This is a genomic window from Pseudoalteromonas luteoviolacea NCIMB 1942 (assembly GCF_001625595.1).
Lineage (GTDB): Bacteria > Pseudomonadota > Gammaproteobacteria > Enterobacterales > Alteromonadaceae > Pseudoalteromonas > Pseudoalteromonas luteoviolacea_A.
Window position 1 is genome coordinate 12,186 of record NZ_AUXT01000192.1, and the last position, 15,426, is coordinate 27,611.

Annotated in this window: 12 protein-coding genes; all 12 read left to right on the forward strand. The window is 40.7% G+C overall.

The genetic code is table 11. The annotated features are described in order from the left end of the window. Positions 1 to 2 precede the first annotated feature (2 nt). The 12 genes from N482_RS18345 to N482_RS18400 all read left to right on the forward strand — a co-directional run bounded on the left by N482_RS18345 (position 3) and on the right by N482_RS18400 (position 15,385). A complete protein-coding gene (locus tag N482_RS18345) occupies positions 3 to 1,412 on the forward strand; it encodes a mannose-1-phosphate guanylyltransferase/mannose-6-phosphate isomerase (protein WP_063378429.1) in 1,410 nt (469 codons plus the stop codon). Beyond that, the gene (locus N482_RS18350; protein ID WP_063378430.1) at positions 1,412 to 2,851 is read left to right on the forward strand and encodes a phosphomannomutase; all 1,440 of its coding nucleotides are present in this window, start codon (positions 1,412 to 1,414) and stop codon (positions 2,849 to 2,851) included. Before N482_RS18345 ends, N482_RS18350 begins: the two co-directional genes overlap by 1 nt. 436 nt (positions 2,852 to 3,287) lie before the next feature. Then, positions 3,288 to 4,454 carry a nucleotide sugar dehydrogenase gene (locus N482_RS18355; protein ID WP_063378431.1) on the forward strand — a complete coding sequence of 389 codons (1,167 nt, stop codon included), beginning with the start codon at positions 3,288 to 3,290 and terminating at the stop codon, positions 4,452 to 4,454. 742 nt (positions 4,455 to 5,196) lie between these two features. Further along, entirely contained in the window at positions 5,197 to 6,318 is a 1,122-nt protein-coding gene (locus N482_RS18360) for a polysaccharide export protein (protein ID WP_063378432.1), read from the forward strand. 15 nt (positions 6,319 to 6,333) lie between these two features. Further along, positions 6,334 to 6,768 (forward strand): low molecular weight protein-tyrosine-phosphatase, encoded by a 435-nt coding sequence (locus tag N482_RS18365; RefSeq protein ID WP_063378433.1) that lies wholly within the window; start codon positions 6,334 to 6,336, stop codon positions 6,766 to 6,768. A 14-nt stretch (positions 6,769 to 6,782) separates the two neighbouring features. Then, positions 6,783 to 9,020, forward strand: a complete 2,238-nt coding sequence (locus N482_RS18370; protein WP_063378458.1) for a polysaccharide biosynthesis tyrosine autokinase — start codon at positions 6,783 to 6,785, stop codon at positions 9,018 to 9,020. 55 nt (positions 9,021 to 9,075) lie between these two features. Further along, complete coding sequence (wecB, locus tag N482_RS18375) at positions 9,076 to 10,191, forward strand: non-hydrolyzing UDP-N-acetylglucosamine 2-epimerase (protein WP_063378434.1); 1,116 nt, start codon at positions 9,076 to 9,078, stop codon at positions 10,189 to 10,191. 48 nt (positions 10,192 to 10,239) lie between these two features. Next, positions 10,240 to 11,517 carry a UDP-N-acetyl-D-mannosamine dehydrogenase gene (wecC, locus tag N482_RS18380; protein WP_063378435.1) on the forward strand — a complete coding sequence of 426 codons (1,278 nt, stop codon included), beginning with the start codon at positions 10,240 to 10,242 and terminating at the stop codon, positions 11,515 to 11,517. Then, complete coding sequence (locus N482_RS18385; protein WP_063378436.1) at positions 11,518 to 12,708, forward strand: UDP-N-acetylglucosamine 4,6-dehydratase; 1,191 nt, start codon at positions 11,518 to 11,520, stop codon at positions 12,706 to 12,708. Between the two features lie 9 nt (positions 12,709 to 12,717). Then, positions 12,718 to 13,863, forward strand: a complete 1,146-nt coding sequence (locus N482_RS18390; RefSeq protein ID WP_063378437.1) for a LegC family aminotransferase — start codon at positions 12,718 to 12,720, stop codon at positions 13,861 to 13,863. Between the two features lie 9 nt (positions 13,864 to 13,872). Next, on the forward strand, positions 13,873 to 14,718 hold the full coding sequence (locus tag N482_RS18395) for a 3-hydroxyacyl-CoA dehydrogenase family protein (RefSeq protein WP_063378438.1): 846 nt from the start codon (positions 13,873 to 13,875) through the stop codon (positions 14,716 to 14,718). Beyond that, entirely contained in the window at positions 14,708 to 15,385 is a 678-nt protein-coding gene (locus N482_RS18400) for a hypothetical protein (RefSeq protein ID WP_081228073.1), read from the forward strand. The genes N482_RS18395 and N482_RS18400 overlap by 11 nt, the downstream gene beginning before the upstream one ends. The last annotated feature ends 41 nt before the right edge of the window (positions 15,386 to 15,426 follow it).

Consider the following 15,426-nt stretch of genomic DNA (forward strand, 5'->3'; position numbering starts at 1 on the left):
TTATGATTTTACCAGTGATCATGGCTGGAGGCTCTGGCACAAGATTGTGGCCACTGTCAAGGGGCAATTATCCAAAGCAGTTCTTGAAGCTGTGCGGTGAGCACACGATGTTACAGCAAACCGTTCTTCGTTTAAGTGGCATAAACCACTCTGCGCCTATGCTGATTTGCAACGAAGAACACCGCTTTATCGCAGCTGAGCAACTAAGAGCTATAAGCTCTCAAAATAGTGGTATTTTCCTTGAACCTGTAGGCCGAAATACTGCTCCTGCAATTGCTCTAGCTGCATTAAAAGCGACGAAAGAAAATGAAGATGCGCTACTTCTTGTACTTGCTGCTGATCATGTTATTGGCAACCAAGAGGCATTTACAAAAAGCGTTGAAGCTGCAAAGCCTCTTGCTGAGTCAGGCAAACTCGTAACATTTGGTATTGTAGGGAATAAACCAGAGACAGGTTACGGGTACATTAAGCGTGGAGAGTCAGTAAATACAGATTCCTTCCACGTTGCAGAGTTTGTCGAAAAGCCAGATCTTGATACAGCTAAAAGATATTTAGAATCAGGTGAATATTACTGGAATAGCGGTATGTTTATGTTTAAGGCATCAGCATATTTAAGTGAGCTACAAGCACACCGTCCAGATATCTATAAAGCTTGCGTTGCTGCTTCCGAAAATAGCAGTACTGATCTTGACTTTATTAGAATTGATAAAGAAGCCTTTGAGTCATGCCCAGATGAGTCAGTAGACTATGCTGTAATGGAGCACACCAAACATGCTGTAGTTGTTCCTATGGACGCAGACTGGAATGATGTTGGCGGGTTTTCTGCCCTGTGGGATGTTCAAGAGAAAGATTCTCATGGCAACGTATTTCTTGGGGACGTAAAATCAAAAGAAACCAAGAATACTTTGGTTTATGGCGAAGGCAAATTGGTTGCTACAGTTGGTGTTGAAGATCTTGTCATCATTAATACCAAGGACGCTATCTTAGTTGCAGACAAAAATAAAGCGCAAGATGTGAAATTGATAGTTAACGAGCTGAAGGCGCAGGAAAGGCAAGAAGTTACATTCCATCGAGAAGTATATCGACCTTGGGGTAAGTATGACTCAATTGATAGTGGTGAACGTTTTCAAGTGAAACGCATTACAGTAAAGCCTGGTGCTAAGCTGTCTGTGCAAATGCACCATCACAGAGCTGAGCATTGGATTGTTGTTTCCGGTACGGCCAAAGTACTAATTGGTGACAAAGAACAATTCGTTACTGAGAATGAGTCTGTATATATCCCAATAACTGAAATACATGCTTTGGAAAACCCTGGTAAGGTAGATTTAGAGCTGATCGAGGTCCAATCAGGTACTTACTTGGGCGAAGATGATATAGTTCGTTTCGAAGATAGATACGGAAGAGTTAAATAATGACCAACGCGAGTCAATTAATTAAGCAAAGCGGTATTGAGTTTGGGACAAGTGGTGCGAGAGGTTTAGTTGAGCAATTTACGCCTCAAGCTTGCTATGCGTTTACTGTCGCTTTTATTAAAGCGTTGGAAGGTGAATTCTCGTTTCAGAGAGTTGCGATAGCAATAGACAATCGTCCGAGCAGTTATGCTATGGCTAAATCTATTTCTGCGATGGTAAAACATCTGGGCTATGAAGCTGAGTTTTTTGGTGTATTACCAACACCTGCACTCGCATTTTACGCTCTTCAAAACCGCATGCCATGCATAATGGTCACGGGTAGTCATATCCCTTTTGACCGTAATGGATTAAAGTTTTATCGTCCTGATGGTGAAATCTCAAAAGCTGATGAATTTAAAATCATTAATTGCAATGAGAGTGTTACCACACCAGATAGTGAAGATGAACTAGATATATTGAGCGGTGCAACTAATTTGTACATAGAGAGATATACACAACACTTCCCCAATAAACCATTTTCTGGAAAAAGGTTGGGTATATATGAGCATTCAAGTGCGGGACGAGATATTTATAAAAAAATATTTGAATCACTTGGTGCAGAAGTGATCTCTTTGGGAAGAAGTGACCAATTTGTGCCGATTGATACTGAAGCAGTCTCTGATGAAGATAAGAGCAAGGCTTTGAATTGGTCTAAAGAACTAAATCTAGATGCCATTTTTTCGACCGACGGCGATGGGGATAGACCTCTCATTGCTGAAGAGCTTGGTAATTGGCTTAGAGGTGACATTTTAGGCCTAGCTACTGCAAAATATTTGAAAGCAAAGCTGCTGGCAACTCCTGTCAGTTGCAATACCGCCATTGAGTTATCTGATACTTTTGAAAAAGTGGTTCGAACTAAAATTGGTTCACCGTATGTTATTGAAGCATTTAGTGGCCAAGATGAAAACTTAAAACCTTATGCTGGCTTCGAAGCCAACGGTGGTTTTTTGTTAGGAACAGATTGCAACTACGGAGGCGGTATATTCCACGCTTTGCCAACGAGAGATGCCGTACTACCAGCTCTAGTGCTTTTCAATGAAGCTTGGTCTAATCAAAAGGAAATTAGTGAACTTATTGAAGAACTACCCAGTCGGTTCACAGCAAGTGACCGAATTAAGGAATTTCCAAGGGAAATTAGCCTTTCTTTAATAGACAAGTTTGCTAATTCAGAAGATATGAGAGGCAAGCTTCAAGAAGTGCTGTCTATTGAAGGAACTCTAGAATCATCTAATGAAATAGATGGATATAGAATGGTATTTACAAATAATGAGATAGTTCACTTCAGGCCGTCAGGTAATGCACCTGAATTGAGATGTTATGCGGAAGCCGATAGGCAAGAACGAGCAGAACATTTGGTTAATCTTGCGCTTAGAACGCTCAAAGAGCTCTCTATCACTTAGTATTAAATCAAGCAGTATATGGCTTACTAGGGGTTGATACAGTATTTTATTGACCCCCTTAACCAGTTCCGTTTCTCTGCAATAGGCTAAGTTAACATACTTTAAATTGGTTCATTAAATGGCTAGAAGTCATAGCCCTATTTAGTTTTCTTTATTTCAACTTATTGTAACAACAAAGATTTGTATCAACTCTTGGTATATGTTGATAGTCGCTATTTTGAATAGTCTGTAGGAATTCACGTATGGCGTAAAAGCCTCTTGGAACTATAGGTGTTCAACCCTTACTCGTTAATCCCCCTCGTAATTTCCCTTTACTTTAAAATTTCTGACATTTTTCCCCTTCATTATGTCCTTGTAAGCTTTATTCGAAAATTTAATGTCACCTTTGAAGGGCCGTTGAAGCTTAGTCTACTAAATGGCAGGCAAGGAAAAGTAAATGAAAATAGCGGTTGCAGGAATAGGCTATGTAGGGCTTTCCAATGCAGTATTGTTGGCCCAACACAATGAAGTCATGGCTTATGATATCGATGAAAGTAAGGTGAGTGCGATAAACAATAGGTTATCGCCAATTCTAGATGAAGATATTAGTGAATACTTGACGGATGGGAATTTGCGGCTCACTGCAACCTCAGACAAAGTCGAAGCATTCTTAAGAGCAGAGTTTGTGATAGTCGCAACGCCGACTAATTATGACCCGATAACAAATTGTTTTAACACGACATCAGTTGAAGGGGTCATTGAAGATATTATCGCGATTAACCCCACTGCACACATAATAATAAAGTCTACAGTGCCCGTTGGTTATACGATTGGGCTACAACAAAAACACCAATCTGAGCAGATAATATTTTCGCCCGAGTTTTTAAGAGAGGGTAAAGCACTTTATGACAACTTGTACCCATCTAGAATTATCGTTGGAAGTAAGAGCCAAAAGGCCCATCATTTTGCAGAGCTGATGTCACTTGGAGCTAAGAAAGTGGATGTGGAAACTTTGTTTACTGGTTCTACCGAAGCTGAGGCGGTGAAACTCTTTTCAAACACCTATTTGGCAATGCGGATTGCTTATTTTAACGAGTTGGATAGTTACTCAGAAGCACATCAGCTAAATACACGCGAAATTATCAAGGGAGTGGGTTTGGACCCAAGAATAGGTGATCATTATAACAACCCTTCGTTTGGTTATGGTGGATACTGCCTGCCAAAAGACACCAAGCAACTAGTGGCAAACTACCAAGATGTACCAAGTAATATTATCGGCGCGATTGTGGATGCGAATCGTACCAGAAAAGATTTTGTAGCTGAGTCGATATTAAAGAGGCAGCCTAAGGTTGTTGGGATACATCGATTGGTCATGAAATTTGGTTCAGACAACTTCAGAGCTTCTGCTATTCAAGGTGTTATGAAGCGAATAAAAGCAAAAGGAATAGAAGTTATCATCTATGAGCCTACGTATCGCGAGGAGAGGTTCTTCAATTCAAGGGTGATTAGTGACTTAGCGCAGTTGAAGTTGGAGGCTGATATTATAGTGACAAACAGAATGTCTCAGGAGTTAGAGGATGTTAAGTATAAAGTTTATACACGAGATTTATTTGGCAAGGATTGAGGCTACCTATAGCTTCACTCGAAGAAAGGGTAAAGCAGCTTTAATCACTGATTAAGCATTTTGAGATATCATAAATACCTGAGCATAAAGTTCAGCACATATGCTGGAACTTTTTTGGAAACTTGTTCTCCGACCTCTTTTACTCGCATTTTTAGTAATATTAATTGAATCTGTATTAATACTAATGTTTTGCATCTCGCAACAGCTGTTTATGATTGGCGATGGAAAATTTATTCTGTATAATATTTGAGGTTAGGGAGCTTTCTAAATAAAGATACAAGGAATAGTATGAAAACAATTCTAAATACCTCTATTTCTGGCTCAACAACTGTAGAGGAATCACCAAATTTTTCTCGAAATCAATGAGCTGTTCATCGGTCGGCTACTTGGTTTGTGGTGCAGTAAATTACAATTCACGGTTAGTTTGAATTTTGCAATTATCTTTTCAGATATTGAAATCAGAAAGCCGACTGTATGGTGATAAATAACCCCCTAAAAGGTGTATTAAAATTGGTACTAGCCGAGATTTTTTCATGTAAATCAAGCGTATTCTAGTTGGAATTTATTTGCATGGCTATTGCAACAAATCTTTAGTAAAACTCATGTAACATTAACGCAATGTAAACTTGCGATTGATTTCATCGCATGCTTTAATTAGCCATCGCATAAGTAGGACTTATGTTTCTTAGTTGAAAACAACTCAGATAGTAAGAATAAGTATTAAAATATTTAGGAATAACAAATGGCCCAACGCTGTAAAAATTTCATTGCCACTACTGCGGCTGCATGTGTTTTGGTAATGAGTGGCTGCACCTTAATCCCAGGTGGGCATTACGAAGGAATTACGTCAGGTGATAAAACAACAAGCTTGGAGCAGGACCTTTCAAAAGTAAATATCCAGCTTATAGATTCTACATTAATTAAACAGCACAAAAACCAAAGCCATCAAGTTAAAAAACATCAGTCTAAAGGCTTAGAACTGTCAGATTATGAATATAAGCTGGGAGTGGGTGATGTAGTAACTGTTGGTGTTTGGGATCATCCTGAGTTAACTATACCTGCGGCTGTTCAAAGAACTGCTGAGTTCGATGGTTTTAGAGTTCAAGCAGACGGCACTGTCACCTATGCCTATGCTCCTAAAGTTCCTGCTGCTGGGAAAACCGTTGTGGAACTTCGTGAAGAACTGACTAAGCGATTGAGTCGAGTTATTGAGGATCCTCAAATCGACGTAAAAGTAGTCGGTTTTAAAAGCCAAAGAGCATACGTCACTGGCGAAGTAAACAAGCCGGGTGTATATCCAATTACAGAGTCTCCTCTAACTCTGATTGATGCTATTAATTTAGCAGGTGGACTGACGGAAAGAGCTGATTGGCAGGTTGTTACTTTCTCAAGGGGTGACCACGTAGAAAAGATTGAATTAGATAACTTCTACGCTGAAGGAGATATTTCTCAAAACCGTCTATTGAAGCACGGTGATGTTATTCACGTTTCGCGCAATGACAAACGTAACGTTTATGTGATGGGCGATGTTAGTAAAGTTGGCACTGTTGAAGTGAAACGTTATGGTTTGAGCCTTGCTGAGGCACTTTCAGAAGTAGGTGGGATCAATGAACGTAGCGCAAATGCCAATGGCATTTTTGTTCTAAGAAAAAGAGATCTTGAAAAAGACGGTGTAATTGCCGATGTCTATCAACTACGAGCGAACAATATTGCAGCTTTAGTATTTGCTGAACAATTTGAACTTGAGCCACAAGACATCGTTTACGTAACAAGTGCGCCAATTGCACGTTGGAATAAGGTGATAAGCTTATTACTTCCATCATTGTCTACTGTAGATGCAATTCAAGATATTGATAATCAATAGGTAGGTCTCTTAAATATGTTTGATAGTATATTGGTTGTCTGTGCCGGTAACATTTGTCGAAGCCCAACGGCAGAATATGTTTTAAAAAATGCGCTTGGCAACAAAAGCATCAAAGTGTCTTCGGCTGGTTTAACTGCGTTGGAAGGTAAAGAAGCTGATTCCATGGCTAAGGAGTTAGCTGGCTCTCGTAATGTAGACATGACAGCCCATCGAGGGCGCCAACTAACCTCATCTTTAGTAAACAATAATTCGCTTATTCTAGTGATGGAGCAAAGACATATTCAAGATCTTTGTGCGCGTTACCCTGAGGCTAGAGGAAAGACATTTCTACTAGGTAAGTGGCTAGGAGATAAAGAAATACCAGACCCATACAGACAAAGCCGTGAAGCTTTTGAACATGTATACGAATTAATCGAAAGCGCTTGTAGCGCTTGGCAGAAGTATTTATAAGGATGAAAGAGTCAATGAATGCTCAATCAAACCTACCGAATGGGGCGCTGAACAAAAATGCGTTGAAACAAGCACAAGAAATAGATCTGATGGCTTTGTTCGGAGCTTTACTCGACCGAAAGCTTTTCATTCTATTTGTTACTGCTTTATTTATGTTTATAGGTACTGCGGTCGCTGTATTTAGTACTCCAATCTACCAAGCTACATCCATGATACAAGTTGAGGAAAAAGGCGGCTCTGTGCCTGGTTTCGATGAGTTGGGTGGGATGTTTGAGAGCACCTCAGCAGCAGTAACGGAGATAGAGCTTCTCAAATCTCGCAGTATTATTGGTGAAGCCGTTGATGGTTTAAATTTGGACATCGTTGCTCAACCAAAGCTTTTCCCTGTTATTGGCGGCCGTGCGTTTCGTAAATTTACACCTATGCAGCAAGGTGACCTTGCAGAGCCTAGCTTTGGTGCGAGTAGCTATGCATGGGGTGGAGAGCGAATAGAGGTTTTCAGATTTGAGCTGCCAAAAAGTGCGATAGGGCAAAAATTTACTTTAGTAGCAAAAGCCAATGATGGGTTTGAACTTCTAACAGCAAATGGTGATGTTCTGTTGAAAGGTAAGGTGGGCGAAGAAGCAACTAATGGCTCGTTCTCACTGGTTTTGAAAACTTTAATAGCGCGTCCGGGGACAGAATTCTTTATCACAAAACACAATCGACTCAACACAATCTTGGGTTTGCAATCAGCGATTGGTGCTTCTGAAAAAGGTAAAGATTCGGGGATCATCAACCTGAGTCTGCAGCACGCAGATGCTTCGTATGCAGAAACTGTTCTTAATAAGGTTGCGGGAACTTATGTACGTCGTAATGTGGAGCGCAGCAGTGCAGAGGCACAAAAGTCATTAGACTTTTTAGAATACCAACTGCCACAGGTCAAAAAACAATTAGAGTCTGCAGAGCAGCGCTTCAACGATTACCAAGTTAAACAGCAGTCGGTAGACATTTCTTTGGAAACCGAAGGTGTTCTAAGGCAATTAGTGAAGCTTGAGACTCAGTTGCAAGAACTTGAATTGAAAAAGCTAGAGTTAGGTCGTAAGTTCAAAATGAGTCACCCTAGCTATCAAGCTGCACTAGAGCAGATAGAAGCTGTTGAAAACCAAAAGAGACGTCTAGCAAGTGAAGTACAGGTTTTACCTGAAACACAGCAAGAACTGTTGCGTTTAAAGCGTGATGTTGAAGTAAACAATGAAATCTACACGCTGCTACTTGCTAAAACTCAAGAGTTAGACATTGTACGTGCAGGCACAGTGGGTAATGTGCGAGTCATCGATGAAGCGCAAGTTAATACGTCTAATCCTGTTAAACCTAAAAAAGCATTGATTGTAGTCATGGCAACTCTACTTGGCGGTATGTTGGCTGTTGCGATTGCTTTAGTTCAAAAGGCAATTCATAAAGGTATTGAAGACCCTGCGGAAATTGAGGGATTGGGCTTACCTGTTTACGCAAGTGTGCCTTACTCTGAGTATCAAGTGAAACTGACAGGCTTTGCCAAAGCGCGAAAAGGAAAAACGGCGAAAGCAAAATCGATACTGGCTGTTGATAACCCAGCTGACCTATCAATAGAAGCGCTGAGAAGTCTAAGAACAAGTTTACACTTCGCAATGATGGAAGCGAAAAATAACATTATTGCGATATCAGGGCCGAGCCCAGGCGTAGGTAAATCCTTCATCTCCGTAAACTTGGCAACAGTGCTTGCTCAAAGTGATAAAAAAGTCCTCATTATTGATGCTGATATGCGTAAAGGTTATCTACAAACTCAGTTTGGCATGAAATGGGATAATGGATTGAGTGACTATTTGTCGGGTGTTATCACGTTAGAACAGGCAACCAAAAAAACGCAGGTTGAAGGGTTAGATCTGATGACGCGCGGGCAAATTCCACCAAACCCATCAGAATTACTTATGCATGAAAACTTCAGTAAATTAATTGAAGAAATTAATGCTAAGTATGACCTTGTTATCATAGATACTCCACCTATTCTTGCAGTGACTGATCCTGCTATCGTAAGTGCACATGCTGGTAGCACATTACTTGTAACTCGCTTTGGTCAAAACCATCTAAAAGAACTTGAGTTGACTCGTAACCGCTTTGAACAAAACGGTATAGATGTTAAAGGTGTGGTATTCAACGGCGTAGTGAAGAAAGCAAGTAATGCATACGGGTATTATGGTTACTACAACTATGAATATAAGTCAGATAAATAATTACCTAGTAGTCATTTAATTAAAGAATATTTTTAGCTTACATGGGAAGTTTGAAATGAAAGTCCTTACAGTTTTTGGCACTCGACCTGAAGCAATTAAAATGGCACCGCTAGTGCATGCGCTAGCGGCGGACAGTCGGTTTGATGCTAAAGTCTGTGTTACCGCACAACATCGTGAAATGTTAGATCAAGTTCTGGAGCTGTTTAAGGTGAACCCAGACTATGATCTAGACTTGATGAAAGCGGGACAAACACTGCCTGAACTTACAAGCCGTATTCTTTTAGAGCTCACTCCAGTATTAAAGGAGTTTAAGCCAGATGTGGTTTTGGTTCACGGTGATACAGCAACCACATTGGCTGCTAGCCTTGCAGCATACTATGAAAGAATTAAAGTTGGTCATGTAGAAGCGGGACTTAGGACAGGAAATATCTATTCTCCTTGGCCTGAAGAAGCAAACAGAAAATTAACGGGTGCATTAACGCACTACCATTTCACACCGACTCAAACATCCAAGCAAAACCTGCTTGATGAGAGCTACAATGATAGCAATATTCATATAACTGGTAATACGGTTATTGATGCTTTATTGATGGTAAAGGCGCAGATTGAGCAAGATCAAGATCTGGCATCAACTTTGGCTGCACAGTTTCCATTTTTAGAAGATGACAAAAAACTGGTATTAGTCACTGGACACCGCCGCGAGAGCTTTGGTGGAGGGTTTGAACGTATATGTGAAGCCTTAGCACAGATTGCAAAAACGCACCCAAATGTACAGGTACTTTATCCCGTTCATTTGAATCCCAATGTTCAAGAGCCAGTTAATCGCATCTTAAGAGATGTTCCGAATGTTCACCTCATTGAACCGCAGCAATACCTACCGTTTGTATACTTGATGAATAGAGCCCATATCATTTTGACTGATTCTGGCGGTATTCAAGAAGAAGCCCCTAGCTTAGGCAAACCCGTATTAGTGATGCGAGATACCACCGAACGCCCCGAGGCAGTTGAAGCGGGTACAGTGAGACTAGTTGGTACTGATGTGAAGCTAATTACATCTTCTATCGATGAACTATTGACTAATCAACAGAGCTACACAGAAATGAGTAGGGCGCATAACCCATATGGTGATGGGAATGCATGCCGAGCAATTTGCGATATTCTAGCTCAATAATTTACAAGTTGTTATTTACCTACAACAATAAGCTTTCTAAGGGAACTCATGTCTTTCAATCATATCTCTGTTATTGGCCTTGGTTACATAGGCCTCCCTACAGCAGCGATGTTCGCATCAAGAAAAAAGCACGTAATTGGTGTGGATGTTAATCAGCATGCCGTTGACACAATCAACAAAGGTGAGATTCATATTGTCGAACCTGAACTAGACATAATAGTTCATGCGGCAGTTACAGAGGGGTATTTAAAAGCCACCACTACTCCTGAACCTGCTGATGCTTTTTTAATTGCAGTGCCAACGCCATTCAAAAATTCTGAGGGTGAGCAAAACGGCATAAATATTCCAGAACCAGATCTGACGTATATCCAAAAAGCCAGTCAGGCAATTGCTTCGGTTCTTAAACCTGGCGACTTGGTGATTTTAGAGTCAACGTCTCCTGTTGGGGCAACTGAACAAATGGCTGATTGGCTTGCAGAATCCAGGCCTGATTTGACGTTCCCTCAAAATGCAGGTGAAAAGTCGGATATCCGTATTGCGCACTGTCCGGAACGTGTACTACCGGGGCATGTTGTAAGAGAGTTAGTTGAAAACGACCGTGTTATTGGTGGAATGACACCGAAGTGCTCACAGGCGGCAATTGAGCTTTACAAGACATTTGTTGAAGGTGAGTGTGTAACCACCAATGCGCGCACAGCAGAAATGGCCAAATTAACTGAAAACTCATGCAGAGACGTTCAAATCGCATTCGCAAATGAACTTTCACTAATATGTGATGAGTTAGATATCGATGTTTGGGAGCTGATATCGCTAGCGAACAGACACCCTAGAATAAATATCCTTCAACCAGGGCCGGGTGTCGGTGGTCATTGTATCGCAGTTGACCCTTGGTTCATTGTTAGCAAAACCCCTGAACAAGCAAAAATTATACATACTGCACGTCAGGTTAATGATGGTAAGCCTAGTTGGGTGATAGATAAGGTTAAGCTTGAAATCGCCAACTTTTTGCAAGATAATCCGACTAAAACGGCACAAGATATCGTTGTTGCCTGTTATGGTCTTGCGTTTAAACCAGACATAGATGACCTGCGAGAAAGCCCAGCATTAAATATAACGAAAGCCTTATCTAATATGCATGCAGGTAGCGTTTGGGCAGTAGAACCAAACATAGCTAGTGTAGAAAATGTATTGTCGACAGTTGAACTAACCAGTCTAGAAAATGCACAAGAAAATGCAGACATTCACCTAGTTTTAGTCGACCATAGTCAGTTTAAAGCCTCAAAATTCAATACAAAATATTTAGTTGATACAAAAGGGATTTGGTAAGTGAAGAATATTTTATCTCTCATTGGTCGTGAAAAAGAACTTTTTACACAAGACATCACAAAACATGAAGCAGAATTACAGCGTATTGTATCTGAATCCCGTTTCTTGGTCTTAGGCGGTGCAGGTTCTATTGGCCAAGCTGTAACAAAAGAGATCTTTAAACGTAACCCAGCTAAATTACATGTTGTAGACATCAGTGAAAATAACATGGTTGAATTGGTTCGCGATATCCGTAGTTCCTTTGGCTACATTGATGGCGACTTTCAAACATTTGCGCTCGATATAGGTTCGACTGAATACGATGCTTTTATTAAAGCTGATGGCCAATATGATTATGTCTTGAACCTATCTGCCTTAAAGCATGTACGAAGCGAAAAAGATCCGTTTACCCTCATGCGAATGATCGACGTTAATGTATTTAACACGGATAAAACAATCCAGCAGTCCATTGATGCGGGAGTTAAAAAATACTTCTGTGTTTCGACAGACAAAGCCGCTAACCCCGTCAATATGATGGGCGCGTCAAAGCGTATTATGGAGATGTTCCTGATGCGCCGCAGCAAAGAAATTGATATTTCTACTGCAAGGTTTGCAAATGTGGCGTTTTCAGATGGCTCACTTTTACATGGCTTTAACCAGCGCATCGAGAAGCAGCAGCCGATTGTCGCACCTAGCGATATCAAAAGATACTTTGTGGTACCGCAGGAGTCAGGCGAACTATGCTTAATGTCATGTATCTTTGGTGATAATCGCGATATTTTCTTTCCAAAATTAAGCGAATCTTTACACCTAATTACTTTTGCAGATATCGCCGTTAAGTACCTTGAGCAAAGAGGGTATGAACCACACTTGTGTGATAATGAACAAGAGGCAAGAGAGCTTGCGAAAACGTTACCAGCACAAGGTAAGTGGCCATGCCTATTTACTAAAAGTGATACAACTGGTGAAAAAGATTTTGAAGAGTTCTTTACTGATAAAGAAGAGCTGAATATGACTCGCTTTGAGAATCTGGGCATTATTAAAAATGAACCTGAGTATGACCAAGAGTTATTGAGTCTTTTCGAAACACAAATTGCGAATATGAAAACCGAACAGGCGTGGAGCAAAGAACAAATTGTCGAGCTGTTCTTTACCATGATCCCTGACTTTGGCCATAAAGAGACTGGCAAGTACCTTGATAGCAAAATGTAAGGGCTGAGAATGAATGCACAATTACTGGTAGAGTTTGTACGCGATCAATACAAAACGCAGGATTTTATTCCGTTACACGCTCCTACTTTTGCTGGCAATGAGAAAGCGTATGTGTCGGAGACTATCGATAGTACGTTTGTTTCTAGTGTGGGTAAGTTTGTTGACGACTTTGAGCGTAAGATAGAGGCTTTTACTGGCAGCCCTAGCGCAATTGCAACGGCGAATGGCACTGCGGCATTGCATACAGCCCTATATATGGCTGATGTGCAACGTGGTGATTTAGTTATTACACAAGCACTGACTTTTGTTGCGACGTGTAATGCATTATTCCATATGGGTGCTGAACCTGTTTTTGTAGATGTCTCGCCAACTAGTTTGGGCTTATGTCCAAAAGCTGTAGACAACTACTTATCAGAGCATGCGCAATTGAATGAACACGGCTGTGTGCATAAGCAAACAGGACAAAGAATCAAAGCAGTTGTCCCAATGCATACCTTTGGCCACCCCGTAGAGTTAGATGAACTGGTGGAAGTTTGCCGTAAATGGCAATTAACCTTAGTTGAAGATGCCGCAGAAAGTTTAGGGTCTTTTTATAAGGGGAAACATACCGGAACGTTTGGTGATTTTAGTGCGGTTAGCTTTAATGGAAACAAAATTATCACTACCGGCGGCGGTGGTATGGTTTTATGCAAAACCTTGGCGTTGGGCAAGCGTACCAAGCACATAACAACCACAGCAAAAGTGCCACACCCCTACGAGTTCTTTCATGATGAGCCTGGGTTTAACTATCGTATGCCAAATTTAAATGCGGCATTAGGCTGTGCACAAATGGAAAGTTTGAATGCTTATTTAAGTGACAAGCGAGCGCTGGCCGAGCGTTATAGTGCGCTGTTTGAAGGTACAGAATATAACTTTGTAAAAGAGCCTGAATACGCCAAATCGAACTATTGGCTGAATGCGGTGATTTGTGAAGATAAGGCAGCAAGAGATTTGTTGCTTAAGGAAACCAATGAAGCAGGGATTATGACTCGACCAGTCTGGCAATTAATGCATCGTCTTCCTGCTTTTAGTGAGTGTTTGAAAGGTGACTTGTCTCACTCGCTTTGGGTTGAAGAAAGATTAGTGAATATACCTAGCAGCCCTGTGAACGGGTAGGAGATAAATATGAAAGCTTGTGTATTAGGCTCAGGAGTAATGGGCACTGGAATCGTATCTGTATTGATTGGCTCTGACGAAATTGAAAATCTATATTGGTATGGTCGAAATTCAGCTACTTTAGACAAGAGTTTAGAGGCGGTTCGTAAAAGCACTTTAAGATCTCTGAAAAAGCAAGGGCGCGATGCTACTGAATGTGAGTCATTGCTTAACAAAATTAAAATTGTAACTGAAATTAATGAGATAGAAGCGTCAGATATCTACATTGAAGCAGTCGTAGAAGAGTTGGATGCTAAGTTAGCCTTATTCAAGGAATTAAACAAAGTCATTCCTAAGGATGCACTTGTTGCGAGTAACACCTCGTCATTGTCTATAACCGCACTTGCGATGTGTATAGAAAATCCGAATAACTTTATTGGTATACATTTTTTCAACCCGACTTCAGTAATGAAATTAGTAGAAGTAGTTGTGGGTTTGACGACGGCTGACTCAACGCTTGAGAGAGCGCTTGAATTTGTAAATGGTCTCGGTAAAGAGCCTGTTATTGTAAATGAATCTCCAGGTTTCATCGTTAACCGTATGCTTATCCCTATGATCAATGAAGCTGTTTCTATTTTCGCTGAAGGTATTGCGAGCAAAGAAGACATTGATAAAGCGATGAAATATGGTGCAAATCACCCAATTGGACCACTTCAATTAGCAGATCTAATTGGTAATGATGTATGTCTTTCAATTATGGAAACACTGCATACTGAAACAGGTGACCCTAAATACAGAGCTCACCCTTTATTAAGACAGTATGTGAGAGCGAATTATTTAGGTAGAAAATCAGGAAAGGGCTTCTATGAGTACTAATCAGAGCAACAGTGTAATTGGTAAGCTGGCTATTTTTGGTACTTCGGGTTTCGCCTATGAAGTGGCTGATGTCGCAGTATCAATGGATATTGAGAAGATTATTCTGCTTACCAACGAAAAAGACTTTGATAATGTGGATGAACGTTTTGAAGTTTTGCACGAGTCTGAGGTCAGTAACCTTGTAGAGCAGGGATACCAATTCGCTATGGGGATCGGTGAACCTGAGCTGAGAGAAAAGGTGTTCAATAAATTTAATGATTTAGAATACCCTAATCTGATCCATAAAAATGCCTCGCTGGGCTATGGTCAACGTGAGTTAATCAATAAAAGTCAAGGTAATGTTATTACAGCCGGCGTGGCAATGACGAATAATATTCAACTGGGTAACTTTTGTATTTTTAACCTACTGTCTACCGTTGGTCATGATTGCATTATAGAAGATTTTGTATCAGTCATGCCTTCTGTAAATATCTCAGGTAATGTGAAACTAGAAAAGGGCGCTTACTTAGGTGTTGGTGCGACGATACTTCAGGGGCAGTTAGATGACAAACTCACCATTGGTGAAGGTACCGTGGTTGGTGCTGCATCTTTGGTAAGAAAGTCGGTACCAAGCTACAAAATTGTAGTGGGGTCTCCTGCGAAAATACTCAAAGATATTTCTAAATAGTAAAACATTTTTAATGTTGCACTTTTTACAGACTGGATGCT

Coding starts and splice junctions, on each gene's coding strand:
- N482_RS18400 (WP_081228073.1), top strand. CDS start 14,708: ATGAGTACTAATCAGAGCAACAGTGTAATTGGTAAGCTGGCTATTTTT.
- N482_RS18365 (WP_063378433.1), top strand. CDS start 6,334: ATGTTTGATAGTATATTGGTTGTCTGTGCCGGTAACATTTGTCGAAGC.
- N482_RS18350 (WP_063378430.1), top strand. CDS start 1,412: ATGACCAACGCGAGTCAATTAATTAAGCAAAGCGGTATTGAGTTTGGG.
- N482_RS18390 (WP_063378437.1), top strand. CDS start 12,718: ATGAATGCACAATTACTGGTAGAGTTTGTACGCGATCAATACAAAACG.
- wecB (WP_063378434.1), top strand. CDS start 9,076: ATGAAAGTCCTTACAGTTTTTGGCACTCGACCTGAAGCAATTAAAATG.
- N482_RS18360 (WP_063378432.1), top strand. CDS start 5,197: ATGGCCCAACGCTGTAAAAATTTCATTGCCACTACTGCGGCTGCATGT.
- N482_RS18395 (WP_063378438.1), top strand. CDS start 13,873: ATGAAAGCTTGTGTATTAGGCTCAGGAGTAATGGGCACTGGAATCGTA.
- N482_RS18370 (WP_063378458.1), top strand. CDS start 6,783: ATGAATGCTCAATCAAACCTACCGAATGGGGCGCTGAACAAAAATGCG.
- wecC (WP_063378435.1), top strand. CDS start 10,240: ATGTCTTTCAATCATATCTCTGTTATTGGCCTTGGTTACATAGGCCTC.
- N482_RS18355 (WP_063378431.1), top strand. CDS start 3,288: ATGAAAATAGCGGTTGCAGGAATAGGCTATGTAGGGCTTTCCAATGCA.
- N482_RS18345 (WP_063378429.1), top strand. CDS start 3: ATGATTTTACCAGTGATCATGGCTGGAGGCTCTGGCACAAGATTGTGG.